Below are 21,433 nucleotides of genomic sequence, written 5' to 3' on the forward strand. Positions count from 1 at the left end.
CGCGTTTTCGATCGTCAGTACAAAAGGGAGAAATACAAACCGAAATATTTCAGCATATTCTGCACGACGAACAGAAGCGCGACGGAGAAGACTGCGCCGAGCGCCGCCGAAGAGAGGACGACGATCGCGTTTTCGATTAAAAGGATCTTTGCCGTGTCTCCTTTTCCCGCGCCCACGGCGGACAGAATTCGAAATTCCCTCTTCCGATCGCGCAAAGACGCGAGAAGCGCGTTCGCGTAACCGATCGCCGCGAAGACGATCACGAGGACGTTGAAGAGTTTGAAGATCTTCAAATAGGAGCGAGCGAGCGACGTGACGTAGGAAAAGACGTCCTTGATCCTCGTCACCGCGCCAACGAGCGAATACTTTTCGGACAAACGGTCGAACGTTTCCGCATTTTCCGTCGCCGCGAGGCAAGCGTTCGGCATCACGCCGAGACCGGAAAGATCGGAGAAGACGACCGTGATCGGCGTATCGGTCAACGCGGACACCGTAAAGGGGACGTACTCCCCGTTCAAACGGACGGCGAACCCGTCGCCGATCTTCAAGCCGCGTTTCATCGCGAATCCTCGGCTGACGGCGGCTTTTCGAGCGCCCGCGACGGCGTCGAACCGAAACCCGAACGCCTTCGTTTCGAGAACGCGATCCGCTTCCTGCGCGCGAACGGCGACGAAGGTCACCGTCCCATCTCCCCCCTCGACGGCGCATTTCGTTTCGAGATAGGCGAGATACGCCCCGCTTACCCCTTCTTCCGCGCGAAGGGATTCGAGGATTTCGGGCGCGGCGTCCTCGGAGCAGGTCACCGAAACGTCCGTCTTAAACAGTCGATCGAAAGACGCGAGCTGCCCTTCCGCTTCCCCGCAAAGCGAAGCGACCGCGACGACCGCCGCAAGAGAAACGGCGAAGATGCGCGCGCCCGCATAAGCGTGCTTTTGCTTGTGCGTAGCGGAAGAAGCGACGTAAAGCGCGCCCGCCTTTCCCTTTTCCGACAGTTTCATCACGATTTCGCCCACGCCTTTGACCGCAAGCGGCGCAAGGAAAAGGAGAAGCGCGAAGACGGAAAGAAACGCAAACACGCCGAGAACGAGCGAGAAACGAACGCCCGAAAGCGCGAGCGCGACCGAAAACGCGACGAAAAGCACCGCCGAAACGAGCGCGGGAAGATAGCGATCCTTGGCGATGGGCGTCGCGTAATGAAGCGCGTCGTACAAACTCGTTCGGGAAAGTTTCAAAACGGGCAAGAGCGCGGAGAAAAATGCGAGCGCCACACCGAACAAAATTCCCATCAAACACAAAACGGGAGAGATCGAGATCACGCCCGCGGAGAACGAACCGACCAAGGCAAACAGCGCGGAAACGCCGAAAGAAAGTCCGATACCCGCCGCGGAACCGAACAGCGCGTAAAGCAAAATCTCGGCGCAGAGATAGGCGAAAAGCCTTCCGTGCGTCGCGCCCGCGCTCATAAACAAAGCGCAAAGCGAAATTCGGTTTTTCATAACGAGGGAGACCGCCGTAAAGATCAAGACGGCGCCGATCGCGGCGACCAACGCGGCGATCACGGCGAGAAGTGCGCTTTGATAGGACAGCGTCGCTTTCACGTTTTCATCGTTTACGGGAGAGCCGATCGAAAACGTCGGAGCTTCCGAAGAAAGCAATGCTTTCGCTTCTTTTTCGCCAAGCCCGAGCGCTTTCAGCTTTTGCTCGGAAAAATCGATGAAAAAGCGATTATAAACGCGAACGCCGTCCCCGAGAGAGACGAGACGCGACGAAACCGCTTCCGAGACGAGGACGTCGGAAGATAAAAAGACACCCCCTTCTTCCGCAAAAGCGATCGCGGTCAAGACGACCGTTTGACTCCCGCCGTAACGGGAAAGGGCGAATTCTCCGCCGAGCGAAACGCCGATCTTTTTCGCGAAAGAACGCGACAGGATCGCGCCCGTCCTCGAAGGCTCGATCTTCCCCGCGTAAACGGAGATCGGATTATAGGAAGAAAGTTCGGAAACGTCCGTCGAATAGACGCGCGCGAACGAATCCGCTTTCGCCGCCGCGGACGCGTAAAAAGAGTATCCGGAATACAGCGCGCCGACCTTTTCCGCCGCCGCGCCGAGTTCTTCGAGCTCTTCCGATCCGCCCGTCAGATAAAACGCGGGAGTTTCTCCCGCATAGACGGCTTCCGCCGCCGCCCGCCCCGAAAGCGAGCGATAGGAACGGATCGCTTCTTTTTCGATCGAGTCGCGGAGCGCGAGCGCGGAAAGAAAGGTCGCGACCGCAAGCGCAACGGTCAAAAAGATCAAAATAGGTTCGCCTATTTTGCGTTTGAAATTCAAAAACAGACTTTTCAGAAACATGATTCGATCGCGCCGTCTTTCACTCGGATCCGACTGTTCCCGTAGGACGCGCCCTGCTCGCTGTGGGTGACCTGAACGACGGTCACGCCGAAAGTCTTATTGAGATCGGACAAAAGTTCCATAACCGCGCGCGCGTTCGCGCTGTCGAGGTTTCCGGTCGGTTCGTCCAGAAAGATGACGTCGGGATCGTGGATCAACGCGCGAAGGATCGCCGCGCGCTGCTGCTCGCCGCCCGATAAGACGTCCGGATAGGAAGAGAGTACGGAAGAAAGGCGGGTAAATTCCGCAAGTCGCCCGAACTTTTCTTCATAGTCCGCCGCCCGTTTTCCGGACAAGCGCAAGGGAAGCAGAATATTATCGCGAACGGTCATCGTCGGGACGAGATTGAAAAACTGATAGACGAACCCGATCTTCGTTCGCCGCAACAGAGCAAGCTCTTTTTCGGGAATCGAAGAGATCTCGCTTTCGCCGATTTTTACGGAGCCGCCGTCCGGGCGAAGGACGCCGCCCATGATCGAAAGGAGCGTACTTTTTCCGCTGCCGCTCTCACCCGTGATCGAAAGGAAATCCCCCGATTTCACCGTAAAAGAAACGGAGTGCAGGATCTCCCTGCCGCTGAAACTCTTTTGAATATCTGAAACGATTATATCCGCCATATCCGCCGCCTTATAAAATCAAATCTTTAAACGTCGCGCCCGTAGCCGCTTCGAACGAGGACGGCGCCGCCTTCAAAAAGACGCCGAGTTTTCCCGCGCTCGTATAAATCTCGTCAAATAGAATCGCCGTCTCGTCAAACACCGTTTGAAACTGCTTTTTCATTCCGATCGGGCTGCATCCGCCGTGGACGTACCCCGTCAGCGGGAAAAGCTTTTTTTGCGGAAGCATCGCGACGCTTTTTACGCCGACCGCTTTCGCCGCCTTTTTGAGATCGAGCGTCTCCCCGACGGGGATCACGAAGACGTAATGCGAAAAATCGGATCCTTCGGTGACGAGCGTTTTGAAAACGCGCTCCTTCTCCTCTCCGAGCATGGAAGCGGCTTCGACCCCGTCTTTCGGGACGGAAGGAAGCCATTTTCCCTCGTACGGCTTTCCCATTTGCTCCAAGATGCGCATCGTGTTCGTTTTTTCCATAAAAGAATTATAATATCTGCGCGATTTTTTGTCAATAACGCGCGAGGCGAAGAGCGTGACGAGAGAGGAAATCGTTTGACAATTCGGGCGACTTTTCTTACTCTATATAGTATGGAACGCAAACTGAACAAAACCAAATTCGTTCGATACGGAATGCTGCTCGTCGCGGCGTTTTTTTGGGGAATGGCGTTCGTCGTTCAGGCGACGGACAAGATCCCGCCTTTTACCTTTACCGCCGTGCGTTCTTTGATCGGCGCCGCCGTCCTTTTCCCCGTGGCGATCTTGATGGACAAAGGAAAAGTCAGACGCGGCGAAAAAGCGATCCTGCCCGCGGACGAAAAGAAAAAAGCGTTTCGGACGCTTTTGATCGGCGGGCTTTGTTGCGGCGCGGTTTTGACTTGCGCCACGAATCTCCAGCAATTCGGAATGAGTCTGAACCTCGAAGCGGGAAAGGCGGGCTTCATCACCGCGATGTACATCGTCTTGGTTCCCTTCCTCGGACTTCTCACGGGGAAAAAGAGCGGGATCGTTATGTGGATCTCCGTTTTGATCGCAGTTGCGGGGCTGTACTTCATTTGCGTAAAAGGCGCGTTTCGGATCAATAAGGGTGATATCTGCCTGATCGCCTGCGCGTTTGCTTTCGCGGGGCATATCACGGTCGTCGATCACTTTACGAACGTTACGGACGGTGTAAAACTCAGCGCGATGCAATTCGTCTTCTGCGGGCTGTTTTCCCTCGCCGCCTCGCTGATCTTCGAATTCGGAAAGATCTCTTTTTCCGAGCTTCTCGCTTTCTATCCGTCCTTCCTTTATATGGGCATTTGTTCCTGCGGCATCGCATACACCTTCCAGATCCTCGGGCAAAAAGGAACCAATCCGACCGCCGCTTCTTTGATTATGAGCTTCGAATCTTGTTTTTCTCTGCTCGGCGGCGTCCTCTTCCTCGGCGAGCGGCTTACCCCGCGCGAATGGATCGGGTTCGCCCTGATGGTCGTCGCGATCGTCTTGACCGAGACCAAAGAGCTTTTCGAAAAAGCGCCGACGCCCGAATTCAAACCCGTTTCGTCCGAAAACAAACCCGTTTGATCCTTTCCGAGATCCGATAAGCGCGCGAAAAGAAAAAAAAGCGGCGGCGAAAATCAAAGGATGCGACCCGCTCCTATTGACCGATTTTTCGATTTTGTGATATACTTTATAAATATGAAACGTTTTCTCGGCGCGATCCTTATTTTATCGCTTACGCTCGCTCTCGCGACGGGACTTTTTTCTTGTAAACCCGAAAAAACGCCCGAGGAATCGACCGATCTGAACGCGCTTGCGCTCGAAGTCGCGGAAGAAGCGATCCCGGACGGCGAACTCAATGCGGCGATCGCGGAAAAACTGCTTTCCGCTCTGACGGAAGCCGAGTTCGAAAAAGCGGAGATCGTCGCGTCGCTGCGCGCTCTCAAAGAAAAAGGCGCGGACGTGATGCCCGCTTTGATCGCGCTTTACGAAAGCAACTTCGCGAAGGAACACGCAAAAGCCTCTTACGTCGCGCTCGGCGCGATCGCGAAAGCGGTCAGCCCGGAAGCCGCGGGCGAACTCTTTTACTCCGTCGTCTGCTCTTTGGGCGAATCGCCCGCCTATTCCAAAGAGGACTGCCGCAAGATCGGTTCTCTTGTCTTCGGATTGAACGTCGATATCGACGAATCCTTCCTTTCAAGCGTCCTCAGCGAAGGGCTTTCTTCGATCGGTGCAAAAGAGATCAACACGATCTTCCGAGCCGTTTCCGCTTCTCTGAATCAAGCGAAGACGATCTCCCTGCACGCGAAGGTCTTTTTATACAACCTCTTAAACGAAACCATCGACAATTTCGCCGCGCCCGAAGAATTTACCGAAGAACAGATCAAAACTCTGATCTCCTTCAAAAACTATCTGAAAGAACTCGCGAAGACCCTTCTCGATCATTTCGAGATCGCGCTCACCTATCTTTCCGCATATTTCGGAAACGCTTCCTCCCGCCTGACCCTCGGCGGCGCCTACGCCAAGACGGACGAGACCTTATATTACGGCTATACCTACGACGACTGGAAATCCACCCAACTTACGAAAGAAGAATACGACGCCCGCTCGGGCGATTACGACGATTACTTCGCGCTCGAAGGAACGGCTTACGGCTATTACGACGGCGATCGCTTCGTAAAAATCTCGGAAAGCGACGTCGCGCTCGGCGAAAAGGTCTACGTATTGCAGGTTCTTTTCCGCGCGTACTCCGCGCTTTCGGACGCGCAAAAAGAAGAATTCCGAACCTTCCTGCAAAAGTCTCTTTCCATCCTCGCGAAGGACGAAGGCTCCGTTATGACGATCTTTAAGCTTACGCCGCACGAAGCCGACGAAAACGCTCGAATCGCATCGCTCAACGACCTTCTTTCCGCCCTTTCCACTGTCTCCTCGTTTGAATCCACGGACGGCGTGACCGATCACGAACGCGCCGCGGCGAACGCCGCGATCGACGTTTACGACGCGTTCCTGCGCGGCTACTTCCCGCATTTATTCTGATTTTTTTCGGACAAAACGAAAAACGCGGCGTGGGATCACGCCGCGTTTTTTCTTTTGATAATCGTTTCGCTTAACACTTGATCAAAGTCTTCAAATAATTGTTATCCTCGTCCATCGCTTCGGTAAAGGCGACGGGAGCGGCGAGAAAATCCACCGTCTTTTCGACGAGGTTATCCACCTTGACGACTTCGTTCGCGAGAAGGTTAATCGCGGCGTTCATATCCGACGAACCGTTATTGATCCCGACGACGGAGAGCTGGCGCCCCATGATCGCGGAAATATCCGCGCTGAGTTTACCGACGAAGGTATCGTAACCGACGATGCCGACCTTTCCCCCTTCCGCAGTCAACGAAAAGGCAAGTTGCGGCTGCTGAGAAGAGCGGCATTCGAAAACGGTGCAATCCGCCATTCTGCCGCAAGTAATCTGACGAATGCGCTTCGCCGCGTCCTGCTTGGAAGAATTCACTCTGTAATAGATGCCGTACTCGGCGGCTTCTTCAAGCTTTTTATCCGACTTGTCGATAATGATCGGAATCGCCTGATAATAGATCGCGAGCTGCGCGAAGATCAAACCGAGCGCGTTCGCGCCGAGAATGGCGACGTACTGCTCGTGCTTCAAATCGAGCTTATCGGTCAAAGCCGCGGCGATCGAAATATATTCGGCGAAAACGCCCATATCTTCCGTTATGCTTTCGGGAAGAGAATAGACGCACTCTTCGGGGACGACGACGTAATCCGCGAGATACCCGTCCTCATCCGATCCGCGAACTCTCAGCCTGCCTTTCTGATCTTTCGAATAGGGAGAGAGAAGGACTCTTTCGCCCTTGCGGAAGCGGCTTCCGGGGTTGGCTTCGCTGATGACCCCCGTCGCGATGCGACCGGGGACGATCGGGAGAGCGACGGGCGCGGTCCCTTCGTATACCGAAATATCCGCGCTCGACAATCCGAGCTTCGCAACTTTGACTTTGACGTAATCCGGGCGGAGATCCCCCGTTTCTTCTTCCATAGAGAGCGATTTTACGCCCACGATTCTCCAAACTTTCATAGTGATCCTTCGCCTTTCGGCAAGCATTATTATAGCACGCCTCACGGGAAAAGTAAAGCCCGCGCGCGGCGCATTTATCAAGATTGCGTCTCCTTGAAAAAAATCCAAACGAAACCCCGATCCGATCCCTCGGTTCAGCGTCGGTCTTTTCAAATAAAGTACCCTTTGATTTCCGCTCCGATCTCTTCTTTATACTATTTTCAGAATTGCGCGCCCGATTATCTTTTTTAATAATATATTTATTAGGAAGCGCGCATAGCTTCTCCGCGGCGGCCGAACCGCCCGCATAAAAAGAAGGATCCGACCGCTCCTTCATTTTATTATTCCGTCTTTCCGCAGCGCGATTACGCTCTTACGCCGTGGATCGCCAAAGCCAACGCGCCGAGAAGTCCCGCGTCGTTTTTGAGTTCCGCCGCTTTTACGACGACTTTTCCGTTTTTCCCCGCGCCGTAAACGAGCGAATTCACCTTTCTCGAAACCTTCTTGATGAAATAATCGCCTTGATTACTGATGCCGCCGCCGATCAAAAAGACGTCGGGGCGGAAAATATTCGCCAAGGAAGCGACGCCTTGCGCGACGTAAGAAACGTAATTACGAATAACCTTTTTCCCCGCAGGGTCGTCCGCTTTCGCGGCGTCGAACGGGACGATACCGCTCTCGCCCTTCTCTTTCCAAAGCTTCGCGAGAAGGCTATCCGGACGGCGCTCGACTTCCTTCGCGGTCTGGCGCAATAAAGCGGTCGCCGAAGCGTACGCCTCGAAGCAACCTCTGTTTCCGCAGGTGCATTTTTCGCCGCCCATTTTGATGACCATATGACCGCCTTCCGCGCCTGCGCCGCCTTTACCGGTGATCATCTGCCCGTTCGCGATGATCCCCGCGCCGACGCCCGTTCCGAGCGTGATCAAGACGACGTCCGAAAGACCTTTCGCCGCGCCGAATTCCGCTTCGCCGAGGGCAGCCGCGTTCGCGTCGTTCTCGACGAAAACGGGAAGATCCAAATGTTTTTTGACTTCCGCCACGATCGGCGCGTTTTCGAGCACGATATTATTGGAGTACACGATCACGCCCCTTTTGCCGTCCACCGTTCCGGGCGTTCCGATTCCGACGGCGGCGATATCGCTTTCGTTCACGCCGATCTTCGCCGCAAGTCCTTTCAGAAAAGACGCGATCTGCTCGCCCATTTCGGCGCAAGTAATCCCTTTCTGCGTCTTAAAACTGTCTTTGACCAATATTTCGCCGCTCTCTTTCGCGAGACAGCATTTGATGCTCATTCCTCCGACGTCCACGCCTGCATAAATCATACCATCTCTCTCCTTTCTTTTTCCGACTGTCGTCAGTTAATAAATTCTTCGTAGATCGCGTTGATCGCTTTCTCGTAATCGTCGCCCTTGACCGCGACGATGATATTCAGCTCGCTCGAACCTTGATCGATCATCTTGATATTGACGCCGACGCGCGAAAGCGCGGTGAAAAGGCGCGACGCCGTTCCGGGCTTATACGCCATTCCGTGTCCGACGGTCGCGATCAATGCGAGATCGCTTTGGATCTCCAAACGGTCGGGGCTGACCGCTTCGCGAATTCCGCCGACAAGCTCTTGCATTTTGTTTCCGATCTCGGTGTCCGCGATGATCAAGGTCATCGTGTCGATTCCGCTCGGGAGATGCTCGAAGCTGATGTTCAGATTTTCGAGAACGGAGAGAAGTTTTCTCGTAAAGCCGATCTCGTTATTCATCATCGATTTCTCGATCAAAATACTGACGAACCCTTTCTTACCCGCGATACCCGTGATCAGGCGATCGTGTTGCAAGACGCCCGGAAGGATCATCGTCCCTTTGTTTTCCGGCTCGAAGGTATTGCGGATATTGATGGGGATATTCGCCTTACGAACGGGGAAAATGCTTTCGGGATGGAGGACGTTCGCGCCCATATAAGAAAGCTCGCGCAACTCGCGATACGAAAGCTCGGGAATGGGCTTCGGATTCTCCACGATGCGGGGATCCGCGGTCAAAAAGCCGTTTACGTCCGTCCAGTTTTCATAGATATCCGCTTTGACGGCGCGCGCGATGATCGCGCCCGAAACGTCGCTTCCGCCTCTCGAAAAGGTAACGATCCTTCCGGTGGAAGTGCTTCCGTAAAAGCCGGGGACGACGACGCCGGAATCGAGCGGCAAAAGGGTCTTTTGCGCGACGTCGTTCGTGTACTCCGCGTTGAAGACGCCGTTATCCGAAAAGCGAATGATCTCTCTCGCGTCCACGAAAGTGAAATCGAGGTACGCCGCGAGAAGCATCGCGGAAAGTCTCTCGCCTTGCGACGCCGCGAAATCGGGCGAAGAAGAGAGCTTGATTCCTTCCTCGATCGAAGCGAAAATCGACGGAAGATCGAGCTTTTGATCCACGCCGAGTCCCGAAGCGATCTCGGTAAAACGATCGCGGATCGGAGCGAATAACTCCGAAACGCGCTTTCCTTTTTTGCTTTCCGCATAGCAATTCAGCAAGCTGTCGGTTATCTTGATATCTTTGGAAAACCTTTTACCGGGCGCGGAAACGACGATATATTTCCGATCCCCGTCCGATTTGATGATCTCCGCGACGCGCTTGATCGTGTCGCTCGAAGCCATACTGCTTCCGCCGAATTTACAAACTTTCATAGTCCAATCCTCCTGTCTCTTATTTAATCCTTCTGCTTTCGAGATAGTAGCGTTTTTCTTCCGCTTCGCCCATCGAGAAGGTCTTTCTCGGAAGCGAACCGTGCTTTACGACGTAGGGGAACAGCTCTTCCTTTTGAAGGACGGGCATATAGATCGCGACGCCGTCGCGCGAAGCGGCGACCTTGGCGACGTTCTCGTCCCCGTGGATATAGTCGACCGCCGCGCCTTCGTGTGCGGAAAGATATTCGTCGATGAATTCCTGAATCGCTTTGACCGCTTCGGGCGCTCCGCTCGGAACGGAAACGGAGAACATCTCGTCACGGTAGACGACGGTAACGTGACCGTCGCCCGAAAGCGAAGACTGCATCGCTTTGATGAACTCGCCGTTCACGCCGAACACGACGCGATGGATCGCCTCGAACGAGAGATCTTCCTCATACAGGTTATTGACTTCCGCGAGGAAATAGCGCGCGGGATGGTTTCCCCAATCCTTTTCGGGAATCGTCTTCTTGATCTCTTCCCAAAGGACTTTCGCGGTCGCGACGGAATGGTTTCCGTCTCCTACGGCGAACAAAAACGGAAGATCCGTCCCGTAAAGCTCTTTGCTGCGTTCTTTCGACCCGAGAGCCTCGATCGCGCGGACGGCGTTCGCCCCGTCTTTGACCAAATAGCCGCGAATCGATCCGCCCGACATATTGAGCTCGGTATCGTAAAGCTTATCCGCTTCGGTGACCTTTTCGAGAAGAGGCTCGATCACGGTCTTATCCTTGTCGTCGATCAAAAGGAGGACGTGCGGGAGTTCGAGCGGCGCGTTGCGGCGGATCCGAATGCGAACGGGAAGCCTTTCTTTGACCGTCGCTTCGGTCGCACGGATCGGGAGAGAACCCGTCGTAAAATCGTACTGTTCGAGATCGATCGTAACGATGAGTCCGGTGCGGCGCCTGCCGTAGCTCGTCTCACGGACGGTCAAAATCAATCCGTCCACCTCACGGAAAACGCCTTCGCTGATATACTTGCGCATATAGGAGTTGATCCGATCGATGCGAGCGTCCATATCGCCCTTATCGAGATAGTACTCGGGGAAAATGACGTTCAAGGCGGAAACCTCGCCGCATTCGTCTTTCAGCTTTTGCCAGTACTCGCCCTGCGAGGTAAATTGGTCGCAGGCGATGACCGCCCATTTTTTCAGATTCACGCACTCTTTCGGTAAGAGGACGCGGGGTACTTTAACGATCGCGCTCATGTTATCTCCTTCCGCCGACTCCGAAATTTCTCGTCTTTCTACGGCTGATATCCGTTATGCCGAACGCTTCGTCCAAAGCGTCCATCAGTTTTTCGCCCGTCATATAGCGTTTGATATCGCCGTTTTGGACGAGAGAAATGATACCCGTTTCCTCACTGACGACGATGGTCAAAACGTCGCTCTCCTCCGTGATGCCGACCGCCGCGCGGTGACGCGTCCCGAGGTCCTTGCTGATCGCGGGGTTTTGGGAAAGGGGCAAGAAGCAACCCGCCGCGAGGATCATATTGTTTTTAATGATCGCGGCGCCGTCGTGCAGAGGCGCGTGGGGGTTGAAGATGCTTTCGATGAGCGGCGCGGACAAAACGGCGTTCAGGCGAATACCCGTGTCCAACATATTCGAAGAGATGATCGTCGGACAAACGACGATCAACGCGCCGATGTTATTCTTCGCGAGGTTTTGGCAAGCCTTGACGATCTCGCCCGAAGCGTAACGAAGATCGTCCTCGTTGCGGGAGTTATGGAGTTTCGCGTAGACGTTCTCCTCCGTCTGCCCGCCGAACTTCGCGAACAGCAGTTTGAGGTCGGACTGATAGACGACCGCGCTCGCCGCGATAAAGATGATCGCGAGGAATCGGAAGATCTCTCTCGTAAAGTACAAGGCTTTCAAGTCGAACAGGGAGACGCAGACGTCCATCCCAGCGAAAAGGATGGAGAACAGGACGAAGAAAAGCCCCACGCGATAATTCTTTTTGCGGAAGAAAAACACCGTTACCATAACGAGAAAAATCACGAGGACGACCGCGTCGATCAGCGAGATCCAACTCAAATTCTTAAAATATTCCGTAAGTCCTTGCATACGCGCCCTCACTTATAAACGAAATCGCTTAAAGTATAATATATTGCGCGCAAAAAATAAAGCGAATTGAAGGGCTAAATTAAAATCGGAAGACGTCGTCGTCCCCGTCGCCCGTTTTCTCCTCGCGGGAATCGAGATCGGAGAACGGATCTTCGGAAGATCCTTGCGGTTTTTCAAAGGAATCCCGCCAAACGGTTTCCTTGCGATCTTTTCCCTGCTTAAAGAAGAAGACGAGGAAGAACGCGATCGCCGCCGCGCCGCCGATCAAGGTAACGAGGGCGTAGACGAGTTCGCTATCGAGATCCTTTCCCGAAATCTCCTTTTCCGCGGAAGTCAAGGCGCTTTTCAAGCCTTCTCCCGAGACCGCGCGAGCAACCGTGTTCGCGACGCCCGACAAACGCGCGGCGGTTCTTTCTTTCCCGCCGTTTCGCAGGTCGATCTCTTTAAACGTGTCGAGCGGGGTGCCGGAGATCTCCGTCTTTCCCTTATAGCGATACAAACCGCAACCGCTTTCCCAATCGCCGCCGACGAAAGTCGCGCAAGGAATATTCCTTTCCATAAAATCGCGGTTGACGCCGACGAGACCGAGATGGACGTAATCGAGCGAGCCCTGCGTCGAATACAAAGAAACCGGACGCTTGAACAGCGGCGCGGAAGCGATCTCCGCGCGAACGGAAGACGCGACCGAGCGGAAGTACTTTTCGTGAGACCGCGGAACTTCGTCGCAATAAAGATAATCGCGTTCTCCCGCCGCCACGCCGTCCAAACCGACGTACAAAGCGATTTTTTCGATGGGAATCCCGCAATTATCTTCGCGGAAATCCGAAAGCGACGCGCCGCCCCAAAACGCAATCGCGAGGTTATAATCCAAAGAAGTGTCTTTGAGCTTTTCCGCAATCGACAAAAGCGCGCCGACCGAAGCGGCGATCTCCGCGCCTTCTCCCGTCCCGGAAGAGCCTTGCGCCGCGAATCCTCCGTAATATCCGCCGATCACGACGGTCTTTTCTTTTCCGAGGTCACGCGTCCCGACGACGTGATAATAGGTGCAGCTTCTGCCGCTCTGCGCGCCGTCTTCGAAAGCCGTGTCGACGTACTTATATTCCGGCGTCGTAACGGTATAACCGAGCGCGAGCAGATTGTCTTTCAAAAACGGAACGGACGCGGCTTCCTTCCCGCTCATCGCGTCGCGCGTGGGATGCGCCGCCGCGAAAGCGCGCGCGTAGTCGTAGGCGGGGTCCGAGACTTCCGCCGAAGCGAACGGGATCGCCGACAGAGAGAAGACGATTGCGAAGACGAAGAGGAAGAGCAAAACCTTTTTCATCGCGCCACCTCCACGATCGTCAAAATCAAAGAAAGCGCGATCAGAACGATGGGGATCACGGACAGCGAAAACGCCAGCGTTCGCCTGTCGTAATCATGCGCGTTTCTTCTGACGAAAAAGAACGCGGCAAGCGCGAACGTCGCCCATAAAACGACGTTTCGAACCGCCGATTCGATCAAAGACAAGGTCGGGAAAAAGAGGACGGGGATCCCCGTGATCCCGCAAACGAGAAAGCACGGGATCGCGAACGCGAGAACGGTCTTTCCGTAGTCGCCGTAGGCGATCGGGAACGGATAAAGCATTCCGCTCTTCCTCGTAAAGATTGCGCCTGTGATCCGATACGAGACGTAGATCAAAAATTTCGCCACGAGCGCGGAAAGCCCGACCGTCATAAGCGAAACGGAGACGACGAGCGCCGCATACGAAGTCCCGGTCAAATACGCCGCCGACGCGATTAGTTGCAGCGAAAGCGCAAGTTCGGAAAAATAAAACGCAAGTCCCGTCAAGAGGAATAACGCCCAATTCGGCGCTTTTTTCAATAAATCGATCATCGTTTCCTCGCTTCGATCGCCTCGGCGATCGCAAGATCCATCGCGTTCGTAACGCCGATTTCACCCGTCTTGAAGCCCTCTTCAAGCTCGTAAAGTTTCATTAAAATCGTAAGGAGTTGGCGGGAAGTATATGCCGCCGCCGCTTTTTTCGCCTTTTGCAAAGGATAGGGAGAAACGCCCATCTTCTTCGCGAGTTCGGCGTCGGGCTCGTTTTTGGCGAGTTTGACGTGAAGCATCAAGCGAATATAATCGATGAGCCTCGTAAAAAAGGGCGAATACTCGTAAGCGTTGCCCGCGAGCGCGGACAGAACTTCATACGCGCCCGTATAGCTTCCTCTTGCGATCGCGTCCGTAAAATCGAACACTCGATAGGAATAGGAAGGCTCGACGTACTTTTCGACGAGATCCTCGTTGATCTCTCCGATCGGAACAAGTTTGATGAGTTCGTTTTTGACGCGCGTCATCGAGAATTCGACGAAGCGAACGAGTTTTCGCGCCGCGTTTTCGGTAATCGCTCCGCCCATTTCGGTCGCAAGGCGGACGACGTACGGGACGAGCTCCCCTTCCGGGACGACGCCGAAATCGTACTCCTTTGCGCCCGAGACCGCTCCTTCGCAATTATAAAGAATCAAAATTCCCGTCGGAGCGGGATCTTTCAAGTACGTCTCGATCTGCTTGATCTCCGCGTCTTTGAGTTTGCGGTCGCGGACGACGGCGATTTTTCTGTCCGACATCATCGGGAAACTGCCCACGCCGAAGATCGCGTCGTCGATCGGGCGATCGTCGGACAAGACCTCGATATCGATCTCGGAAGACAGCGCGAGAAGATCGGCATACGCCGATTCGACCCAGTACTTATCTTCGCCCGACAATTTATATACGGGAGCGATCTCGCCTCGCGCGAGGGCCGCCTTGAACTCGTAATACAGCATTATTTTTCCTCGAAATCCGCGGTCGCGACGAACGGAACGCCGCTTCCCGCGACGTCCTCCATCGCGATATCTCCCGCCGAAAGGCTTTTTTCAAGGCGGAAGGACGCCGCCTCTTTGAGCGCGGCGGGAACGAGCGCTTTGGGGATCGGTTCTTTCGTCTTCACGCTGACGACGCCGCCCTTCTTCCCTTTGAGCAAGGTCGTTACGACTCGTTTCGGGCAGGTGAATTCGCTGACTCCGTACTTTTCGCCGCGCATACAGCCGTTTCCGCTGACGACGATCTTACCCCCTTCTTCCCGAACGGAAAGCGCGCATCCGATCGGACACATGATACAAGTCGTGTTCATTGTTCCTCCAAATAGATCGAGACGTCCCCTTTCAACAAGGACTTGTCGATCTCAACGTTTTGCATTTCGCCCGGCGCCATGACCGCCGTCTTTTTCCGCTTGACGACCTCGCCCGCGGAAGCGACCGCGACGGCGCGCCCCTTATATACTTTATCGACGCGGAAATAGATTTTAACCTTCCCTTCTCCCGCCGTTACGATTTGCGGAAGCGCGTAACGGACGCCGCCCGACGGTTCGACCTTGAATTTTTCCCCGCTCGGCAGTTCCCCAAGCGCGAACGCAGCCGCGGAGTCGCCCGCGATCAAGGCTTCCTCGCTGACGTTATCCACGAGATCGTGGACGTGAAGGACGTTGCCCGCCGAGAAGACGCCGAGGAGCGAAGTCTGACGAAATTCGTCCACAACCGCGCCTTTGGTGATCGGGCTGATTTTGACGGACGTTCCCTTCAAAAGATCGTTTTCCGGAATCAATCCGACGGAGAGGAGCAAGGTATCGCACGGGATGAATTCCTCTTTCGAGAGATCGGGGCGAAGCCTTTCGTCCACGGGAGCGATATAGACGCCCGTCAAACGCGCCTTCCCTTCGACCCTCGTTACGGTCGTCGAGTAACGCAAAGGAATGTCGAAATCGTTCAGGCATTGAACGATATTTCGCTTTAAGCCGCTCGAAAAAGGCATAATCTCCATAACGAGCTTGACTTTCGCGCCCTCCGCGGTCATACGGCGCGCCATAATAAGCCCGATATCGCCGCTGCCGAGGATGACGACCTCTTTTCCGACGAGGCAACCCGCGACGTTTGACAAACGCTGCGCCGCGCCCGCGGTATAGATCCCCGCGGGTCTGGTTCCCGCAAGGGCGATCGCGCCCGCGCTCCGCTCTCTGCACCCCATCGCGAGGACGATGGCTTTCGCTTTGATCTCCATATATCCTTCGGTCGGAGAGATCGCGCGAACGACCTTGTCTTCCGAAAGAGATAAGACCATCGCTTCGAGGAAGACTTTGATCCCCTCGTCCGCGAGGACTTGCTTTTTGAAACGAGCCGCATATTCGGGTCCCGTCAATTCTTCGCCGAAATAGTGAAGCCCGAAGCCGTTATGAATGCATTGATTCAAAATGCCGCCGAGCCGATTGTCGCGCTCCAAGATCGCGACAGAAACGCCTTTTTTTCTCGCGCCGATCGCCGCCGCCATTCCCGCGGGACCGCCGCCTATGATCACCACGTCAAATTCCGTCATATCCGTCTTTCACCTCATAGGGCGCGATCTCGCTGCCCTCGTCCCCTTTTCGGATCGCCGTCAAAGGGAGATTGAATTCGCTTGCCAAAATCTCCATTACGCGGGGCATACAGAAGCCGCCCTGACAGCGCCCCATCCCCGCGCGAACGCGGCGTTTTACGGCGTCCACCGTGCGCGCCGGAACGGGCGAACGGATCGCGCCGAGGATCTCGCCTTCCGTAACCTTTTCGCAGCGGCAGACGATCCTTCCGAACGCGGGATCTTCCTTCGCCTTTTTCGCGATCTCTTCGGGAGAAGCGGTCGCCAAGCGGAATTTTACGGGGAGAGAAAGGAGTTTTTCTTTCTTTTTGAGATCGAGCTTTTTCGCCGCCCACGCCGCGACGTGTTCTCCGATCGCGGGAGCGGAAGTCAGCCCGGGCGAGCAAATGCCCGCGAGAATAAAGTAGCCGGGGAAACGCTCGGATTCCTCGACGATAAAATCCGATCCGACCGACGTGCGCGTTCCCGCGTACACGCGGATGGTCTCTCCGATCCTGACGTTTTGCATCAGTCGATTCACGCCCTCGCGAACGAGCGCGAGCCCCTCCGCCGTTACGGCGTTCTCTTCCGCCTTATCCGAGGGAAGGCGGCGCGAAGTCGGCCCCAAAATGACGTTTCCGTCCGCGGTCGGCGCGACGAGGATTCCCTTTCCTTTTTCGTCCGGAAGAGGGAAAACGACGGTGTTTACGACGCCCGCCTGCGCGCTGTCCAAGATATAATAGTCGCCGGCGGCGTAAACTTGTTCGTAGGTCTTTTCGCCGAGGAGCGCGTTGACGTCGCTTGCGCCCGCGCCCGCCGCGTTGACGACGGTCTTTCCGAAGTACTCGCCTTTATTCGTCCGAACGACGAAGCCGCCGTCCGATTTTTCCAAAGAAACGACCTTCTCTTCGAGGCGAACGGTCGCCCCGTTCAGCGCCGCGAAATCGCCCTGCGCGATGGTCAGTTTGTACGGCGAGACGACGCCCGCGTCGGGCGCGTACAAAGCGTAAGTGATCTCGGGGGAGATATTCGGTTCGAGCTTGCGGATCTCGTCCTTCGAAAGGATCCGCGCGTTTACGCCGTTCTTTTTCGCGCGCTCTTCGAGGACGCGAAGCCCTTCGAGCCCGCCCTCTCTCGCCGCGACCAAAGAACCCGTCCTTTTATAAGGGACGTGCAGTTCTTCCGCGACGGATGGCATCATCGCCGCGCCGAGGACGTTGAAGTACGCCTTTTTCGTCCCGGGTTCCGCGTCGTAGCCCGCGTGCGCGATGCCGCTGTTCGCGCGACTCGACCCGTTTGAAAGATCGGATGCCTTTTCGAGAAGAAGGGTCTTCGCTTCAAAGGAAGCAAGGCTCTTCAAAACGGCGGTGCCGATCACGCCGCCGCCGATAACGATAACGTCAAAAGAATTCATAACTGCCTGCCGATTTAATCCTGAAAAGTATTTTGCGGGAATTTTTTCCAATAAAGGTCGATCGCCTCTTTGATGATTTCAATCGCGCGATCTCTGCCGAGGATCTCCATGACCGTCGTTTCTTTATGTTCGAGCTGCTTATACACGTTAAAGAAGTGGGCGATCTCCTGAACGATATGCGGAGGAAGCTCGCCGACTTCGTGATAGGTGTTATAGGTCGGATCGTGGAAGGGGACTGCGATGATCTTATAATCGAACGCGCCGCCGTCTATCATCGCCATAACGCCGATCGGATAGCACTCCACGAGCGCGAGAGGCGCGATCTGCTCGCTGCAAAGGACCAAGACGTCCAAGGGGTCTTTATCATCCGCATAGGTCAGAGGAATAAAGCCGTAATTCGCGGGATAGTGCGTGGACGTATAAAGGACTCTGTCCAAAATAAGCGCGCCGGATTCTTTATCCAGTTCGTACTTATTTTTGCTTCCTTTGCTGATCTCGATGACCGCGAGGAAGTCGTGCGGGCTGATGCGGTTCGGATTGATATCACGCCATAGATTCATCGGAAAACCTCCAAAAAGCTATAATTATATATTCTATCACTCTATAACCCCTTTTTCAAGGGGAAAAGAAAAATCCGATCGCACTTTTTCGATCGGATCTTTCGGAAATTTACGCGCTTTTCTTTTTGCCGCATTTTTTGCGGACGAGAACCCAAACGAGATAAAACGCCGCGACGTACAAAAGAAACAAAACGACGACTTCCAACGGGTATAAAACGCGATTCCCCTTGACGAGATTATAAAAGATATCGTAAGGCGTTCCGTCGCCGCGCATCAGAAACATATAGTTATACGGAATCAAAATATCGGCGACGTAGGCGATCGCGCAGCACCCGACGAGGATCAGGAAGGTGATCCAAATATTTCTCTTTTGCATGCTCGCCATCCCCGCGATCGCGATATAGAGCCCCGCGAACCCGCCGAGCGAATGCGTGATCGCGGAAAAGACGTTGTCATAGGAAAGAACGGGATACGAGGAGAAATTCTGCCCCGCGGCGTAGACGCCCATCGCCGCGCCGAGCGTCCCGAAGATCAAGACGAAGTCCAAAGCGGCTTCCCTCACCCGCCCCTTCGAAAAAGCGGCGATCGGAAGCGCGAAAAACTGCAAATCACACATAAAGAGCGGGAGTTTCAAAAGCATCGGTTTCGCGTCGTGCGCGCGGAGAGCGCAGAAAGCGATGTCGCCGAGTTTCAGCAGGACGAACGCGATCGCGCAGACGACGACCACGCGATTTTTCTCGCGCTCGGGTTTCCCTTTTTCCTTTCGTCCGACGAGGATCGCAAGCGCGATCATCGCGATCATAAACGCCGTCGCAAAGACGATATGCTGCCAAGACATATACCCTTCCGGCGTTCTTCGATATTCACCGATCCCGAAAAACTCTTTCAATCCGCTCATCTTCGCCCCATCCTTTTTTGTTCGGATATTTTTATGCTACAACTTTTTCGGGGAAATTGCAAGACGGGAAAAAGCAGGCTCCTTTCCCCGAAACGAAGAACGCACCGCTCTTTCGAGCGGTGCGAGAAAGAAAATCAAGCCGACGTCGGCGCTTGTCACCGGTATTCGAATTCTTGCGAATTTTATCTTTCGTACACTTTATCCTATGCGGGCGTGCGCCGTCGGGTGCGCGTTTACGCGTTCAATAAAATTTCAAAAGCGCAAACGTTCCCTTTTTCAAACGAAGAAAGCGCGCTTCTTCCCGAAAAAACAAACCCCGAAAAGCCGTTCTCCTTTTGAAAAAAACGCTTGCAATTCCTTTTTCCCTGTGTTATAGTAATGTAGCAAGCCGAAGTGGTGGAATGGCAGACGCGATGGACTCAAAATCCATTGTTGGCGACAACGTGTGGGTTCAAGTCCCACCTTCGGCACCAGTGGCACTCGTTAAAGCGAGTGCTTTTTCTTTATCTGCGTGGGACTTGAACGGGCGAAGTGCGTAGCAAGGAAGACACAGTGCGTCTTCCGCCTGAGCCCCGGCGTGTCGGCGAGCGATAGCGAGAGTGCGAGCAAGTCCCACCTTCGGCACCACATGCATCCGCAAACGCGGATGCTTTTTCTTTATCTGCGTGGGACTTGATCCGTGGGAAGCGCCGACTTACAAACTTTGCTTTGCAGATAAGGCGGCGCCAAACGCGACGGAGCGTTTGCCACCCCGGCGAGAGATAGAAGTCCCACCTTCGGCACCGGTATAATTCAAATGCGATCCCACAAACCCTTGACTTTTTTTTCGAGAAGAGTTACGATATTTCCGAAAGGACAAAGATGTCTTGGGGGTTACCCGAGGCGTCTTTTTTTTGTTTTGGAGGAGAATATGAGCCAACTACATGAAGAATGTGGAGTTTTCGGGATTTTCAGCAAACGCAAAACCGATCTACCGACGCTCTCCTATTACGCACTGTACGCATTGCAGCATCGAGGACAGGAAAGCGCGGGGATTGCGCTGAATGACGACGGCGTGTTTCGATACGTTAAAGGAGAAGGGCTCGTAGGCGATACGCTCGGCGGCGACAAACTCCGCGCGCTCGGAGAAGGAAAGATCGCCGTCGGACACGTCCGCTATGCGACGACGGGCGGAAAACTCATGCAAAACATTCAGCCTTTGATCGTAAACCATTGCAAAGGAAGTTTGGCGCTCTGCCATAACGGCAATCTCTCGAACTCGTATGAACTTCGATTGCGGCTTGAAAAACAAGGAGCGATCTTTCATACGACCACAGATTCCGAAGTCATCTCTTATATGATTGTGCAAGAACGATTGAAAACCGATTCGATCGAAAACGCGATTCGCGCGACGATGGACGTGATCGAAGGCGCTTATTCTCTCGTGATCAGTTCTCCGCGAAAATTGATCGCCGTCCGCGATCCTCACGGTTTCAGACCGCTCTGTTACGGCGAAACGGAAGACGGGAGCATCGTTTTCGCTTCCGAATCCTGCGCGCTCGACGCGATCGGAGCAAAACTCATCAGAGATCTTCGCCCGGGCGAAATGGCGGTCGTCGACCAAAACGGGATACGCTTCGACGATTCGAAATGCGGCGATTGTCCGAAACGGTTCTGCGTGTTCGAATATATCTATTTCGCACGCCCCGATTCCGTGATCGACGGAGCATCCGTCAGCCTTTGCAGACAAAAGGCAGGTAGTTTTCTCGCAAAAGAGCACCCCGTTGACGCGGATATCGTGATCGGCGTTCCTGACTCCGGACTCGAAGCGGCGATCGGGTATTCGCACGGATCCGGCATTCCCTACGCTATCGGATTTACGAAAAACAAATATATCGCGCGCACCTTCATCGCGCCTGAGCAAACTTCCCGCGAAAAAGGCGTCGGAATTAAGCTCAACCCGATCCGCGAAGTAGTTAAAGGCAAACGGATCGTTTTGATCGATGATTCCATTGTTCGCGGAACGACCAGCCGAAGGATCATAGGGCTGCTTCGACAAGCGGGCGCAAAAGAAATCCACATGCGCGTAAGCGCGCCGCCTTTCACAAATCCATGCTTCTACGGAACGGATATCGATAACGCCGATGCATTGATCGCAAACCGCCTTCGCATCGAAGAAATCGCCCGAGAAATCGGTGCCGACTCGCTCGGATACCTAAGCATCGAAAACGTTCGCCTTCTTGCCGGAAAAGACACGGGCTTTTGCACGGCGTGTTTCGGCGGCGAATACCCGACCGCGATCCCCGACAAAACATCGAAAAACCGCTTCGAAACGAAGATCGGAGAGAAACTCGAATAAGCGAATAAAAA

Annotated in this window: 19 protein-coding genes and 1 tRNA gene; 4 read left to right on the forward strand and 16 right to left on the reverse strand. The window is 54.4% G+C overall.

The features are described from left to right. Nucleotides 1-14: 14 nt before the first annotated feature. The 3 genes from K5753_03405 to K5753_03415 are packed head-to-tail and all read right to left on the reverse strand — an operon-like array spanning nucleotide 15 to nucleotide 3,479. Nucleotides 15-2,348 carry a hypothetical protein gene (locus K5753_03405; GenBank protein ID MCR4726247.1) on the reverse strand — a complete coding sequence of 778 codons (2,334 nt, stop codon included), beginning with the start codon at nucleotides 2,346-2,348 and terminating at the stop codon, nucleotides 15-17. Beyond that, complete coding sequence (locus tag K5753_03410) at nucleotides 2,339-3,004, reverse strand: ABC transporter ATP-binding protein (GenBank protein ID MCR4726248.1); 666 nt, start codon at nucleotides 3,002-3,004, stop codon at nucleotides 2,339-2,341. Before K5753_03410 ends, K5753_03405 begins: the two co-directional genes overlap by 10 nt. A gap of 10 nt (nucleotides 3,005-3,014) precedes the next feature. Then, entirely contained in the window at nucleotides 3,015-3,479 is a 465-nt protein-coding gene (locus K5753_03415) for an aminoacyl-tRNA deacylase (GenBank protein MCR4726249.1), read from the reverse strand. Between the two features lie 153 nt (nucleotides 3,480-3,632). Between K5753_03415 and K5753_03420 the strand changes: the two genes are divergently transcribed. Further along, the gene (locus K5753_03420) at nucleotides 3,633-4,565 is read left to right on the forward strand and encodes a DMT family transporter (GenBank protein MCR4726250.1); all 933 of its coding nucleotides are present in this window, start codon (nucleotides 3,633-3,635) and stop codon (nucleotides 4,563-4,565) included. 114 nt (nucleotides 4,566-4,679) lie between these two features. Next, complete coding sequence (locus tag K5753_03425) at nucleotides 4,680-6,017, forward strand: hypothetical protein (protein MCR4726251.1); 1,338 nt, start codon at nucleotides 4,680-4,682, stop codon at nucleotides 6,015-6,017. Between the two features lie 70 nt (nucleotides 6,018-6,087). Here K5753_03425 and K5753_03430 read toward each other — a convergent pair whose 3' ends face one another. The 13 genes from K5753_03430 to K5753_03490 form a co-directional block, all read right to left on the reverse strand. Further along, the gene (locus tag K5753_03430; protein ID MCR4726252.1) at nucleotides 6,088-7,062 is read right to left on the reverse strand and encodes a zinc-binding dehydrogenase; all 975 of its coding nucleotides are present in this window, start codon (nucleotides 7,060-7,062) and stop codon (nucleotides 6,088-6,090) included. 344 nt (nucleotides 7,063-7,406) lie between these two features. Further along, complete coding sequence (locus K5753_03435; protein ID MCR4726253.1) at nucleotides 7,407-8,363, reverse strand: ROK family protein; 957 nt, start codon at nucleotides 8,361-8,363, stop codon at nucleotides 7,407-7,409. 32 nt (nucleotides 8,364-8,395) lie between these two features. Further along, complete coding sequence (locus K5753_03440) at nucleotides 8,396-9,709, reverse strand: aspartate kinase (protein ID MCR4726254.1); 1,314 nt, start codon at nucleotides 9,707-9,709, stop codon at nucleotides 8,396-8,398. A gap of 19 nt (nucleotides 9,710-9,728) precedes the next feature. After that, on the reverse strand, nucleotides 9,729-10,952 hold the full coding sequence (locus K5753_03445; protein MCR4726255.1) for a DUF1015 domain-containing protein: 1,224 nt from the start codon (nucleotides 10,950-10,952) through the stop codon (nucleotides 9,729-9,731). A gap of 1 nt (nucleotide 10,953) precedes the next feature. Continuing rightward, nucleotides 10,954-11,808: a diadenylate cyclase gene (locus K5753_03450; protein ID MCR4726256.1), complete on the reverse strand. Its 855-nt coding sequence runs from the start codon at nucleotides 11,806-11,808 to the stop codon at nucleotides 10,954-10,956. 79 nt (nucleotides 11,809-11,887) lie between these two features. Beyond that, nucleotides 11,888-13,129 carry a hypothetical protein gene (locus K5753_03455; GenBank protein MCR4726257.1) on the reverse strand — a complete coding sequence of 414 codons (1,242 nt, stop codon included), beginning with the start codon at nucleotides 13,127-13,129 and terminating at the stop codon, nucleotides 11,888-11,890. Continuing rightward, complete coding sequence (locus K5753_03460) at nucleotides 13,126-13,680, reverse strand: hypothetical protein (protein ID MCR4726258.1); 555 nt, start codon at nucleotides 13,678-13,680, stop codon at nucleotides 13,126-13,128. The genes K5753_03455 and K5753_03460 overlap by 4 nt, the downstream gene beginning before the upstream one ends. Next, the gene (locus K5753_03465) at nucleotides 13,677-14,612 is read right to left on the reverse strand and encodes a hypothetical protein (protein MCR4726259.1); all 936 of its coding nucleotides are present in this window, start codon (nucleotides 14,610-14,612) and stop codon (nucleotides 13,677-13,679) included. The genes K5753_03460 and K5753_03465 overlap by 4 nt, the downstream gene beginning before the upstream one ends. Further along, a complete protein-coding gene (locus tag K5753_03470; protein MCR4726260.1) occupies nucleotides 14,612-14,959 on the reverse strand; it encodes a DUF1667 domain-containing protein in 348 nt (115 codons plus the stop codon). The genes K5753_03465 and K5753_03470 overlap by 1 nt, the downstream gene beginning before the upstream one ends. Next, a complete protein-coding gene (locus tag K5753_03475; protein ID MCR4726261.1) occupies nucleotides 14,956-16,194 on the reverse strand; it encodes an NAD(P)/FAD-dependent oxidoreductase in 1,239 nt (412 codons plus the stop codon). The genes K5753_03470 and K5753_03475 overlap by 4 nt, the downstream gene beginning before the upstream one ends. Continuing rightward, complete coding sequence (locus tag K5753_03480) at nucleotides 16,181-17,626, reverse strand: NAD(P)/FAD-dependent oxidoreductase (protein MCR4726262.1); 1,446 nt, start codon at nucleotides 17,624-17,626, stop codon at nucleotides 16,181-16,183. The genes K5753_03475 and K5753_03480 overlap by 14 nt, the downstream gene beginning before the upstream one ends. Nucleotides 17,627-17,640: 14 nt before the next feature. Continuing rightward, the gene (locus K5753_03485; protein ID MCR4726263.1) at nucleotides 17,641-18,186 is read right to left on the reverse strand and encodes an inorganic diphosphatase; all 546 of its coding nucleotides are present in this window, start codon (nucleotides 18,184-18,186) and stop codon (nucleotides 17,641-17,643) included. A 109-nt stretch (nucleotides 18,187-18,295) separates the two neighbouring features. Then, nucleotides 18,296-19,084, reverse strand: a complete 789-nt coding sequence (locus K5753_03490) for a YwaF family protein (protein ID MCR4726264.1) — start codon at nucleotides 19,082-19,084, stop codon at nucleotides 18,296-18,298. Nucleotides 19,085-19,471: 387 nt separating this feature from the next. Here K5753_03490 and K5753_03495 point away from each other — a divergent pair. Then, nucleotides 19,472-19,557, forward strand: a tRNA-Leu gene (locus K5753_03495). A 437-nt stretch (nucleotides 19,558-19,994) separates the two neighbouring features. Then, nucleotides 19,995-21,422 (forward strand): amidophosphoribosyltransferase, encoded by a 1,428-nt coding sequence (gene purF / locus K5753_03500; protein ID MCR4726265.1) that lies wholly within the window; start codon nucleotides 19,995-19,997, stop codon nucleotides 21,420-21,422. Nucleotides 21,423-21,433 lie beyond the last annotated feature (11 nt).

This window comes from Clostridia bacterium (genome assembly GCA_024685775.1).
Classification (GTDB): Bacteria; Bacillota; Clostridia; order Christensenellales; family CAG-1252; genus CAG-1252.

Excerpts from the sequence above, each read along its gene's own strand:
- K5753_03405 (MCR4726247.1), bottom strand. The coding sequence starts at position 2,348 with ATGTTTCTGAAAAGTCTGTTTTTGAATTTCAAACGCAAAATAGGCGAA.
- K5753_03425 (MCR4726251.1), top strand. The coding sequence starts at position 4,680 with ATGAAACGTTTTCTCGGCGCGATCCTTATTTTATCGCTTACGCTCGCT.
- K5753_03415 (MCR4726249.1), bottom strand. The coding sequence starts at position 3,479 with ATGGAAAAAACGAACACGATGCGCATCTTGGAGCAAATGGGAAAGCCG.
- K5753_03445 (MCR4726255.1), bottom strand. The coding sequence starts at position 10,952 with ATGAGCGCGATCGTTAAAGTACCCCGCGTCCTCTTACCGAAAGAGTGC.
- K5753_03490 (MCR4726264.1), bottom strand. The coding sequence starts at position 19,084 with ATGAGCGGATTGAAAGAGTTTTTCGGGATCGGTGAATATCGAAGAACG.
- K5753_03480 (MCR4726262.1), bottom strand. The coding sequence starts at position 17,626 with ATGAATTCTTTTGACGTTATCGTTATCGGCGGCGGCGTGATCGGCACC.
- K5753_03450 (MCR4726256.1), bottom strand. The coding sequence starts at position 11,808 with ATGCAAGGACTTACGGAATATTTTAAGAATTTGAGTTGGATCTCGCTG.
- K5753_03420 (MCR4726250.1), top strand. The coding sequence starts at position 3,633 with ATGCTGCTCGTCGCGGCGTTTTTTTGGGGAATGGCGTTCGTCGTTCAG.
- K5753_03475 (MCR4726261.1), bottom strand. The coding sequence starts at position 16,194 with ATGACGGAATTTGACGTGGTGATCATAGGCGGCGGTCCCGCGGGAATG.
- K5753_03430 (MCR4726252.1), bottom strand. The coding sequence starts at position 7,062 with ATGAAAGTTTGGAGAATCGTGGGCGTAAAATCGCTCTCTATGGAAGAA.
- K5753_03485 (MCR4726263.1), bottom strand. The coding sequence starts at position 18,186 with ATGAATCTATGGCGTGATATCAATCCGAACCGCATCAGCCCGCACGAC.
- K5753_03470 (MCR4726260.1), bottom strand. The coding sequence starts at position 14,959 with ATGAACACGACTTGTATCATGTGTCCGATCGGATGCGCGCTTTCCGTT.
- K5753_03410 (MCR4726248.1), bottom strand. The coding sequence starts at position 3,004 with ATGGCGGATATAATCGTTTCAGATATTCAAAAGAGTTTCAGCGGCAGG.
- K5753_03440 (MCR4726254.1), bottom strand. The coding sequence starts at position 9,709 with ATGAAAGTTTGTAAATTCGGCGGAAGCAGTATGGCTTCGAGCGACACG.
- purF (MCR4726265.1), top strand. The coding sequence starts at position 19,995 with ATGAGCCAACTACATGAAGAATGTGGAGTTTTCGGGATTTTCAGCAAA.
- K5753_03455 (MCR4726257.1), bottom strand. The coding sequence starts at position 13,129 with ATGAAAAAGGTTTTGCTCTTCCTCTTCGTCTTCGCAATCGTCTTCTCT.
- K5753_03465 (MCR4726259.1), bottom strand. The coding sequence starts at position 14,612 with ATGCTGTATTACGAGTTCAAGGCGGCCCTCGCGCGAGGCGAGATCGCT.
- K5753_03460 (MCR4726258.1), bottom strand. The coding sequence starts at position 13,680 with ATGATCGATTTATTGAAAAAAGCGCCGAATTGGGCGTTATTCCTCTTG.
- K5753_03435 (MCR4726253.1), bottom strand. The coding sequence starts at position 8,363 with ATGATTTATGCAGGCGTGGACGTCGGAGGAATGAGCATCAAATGCTGT.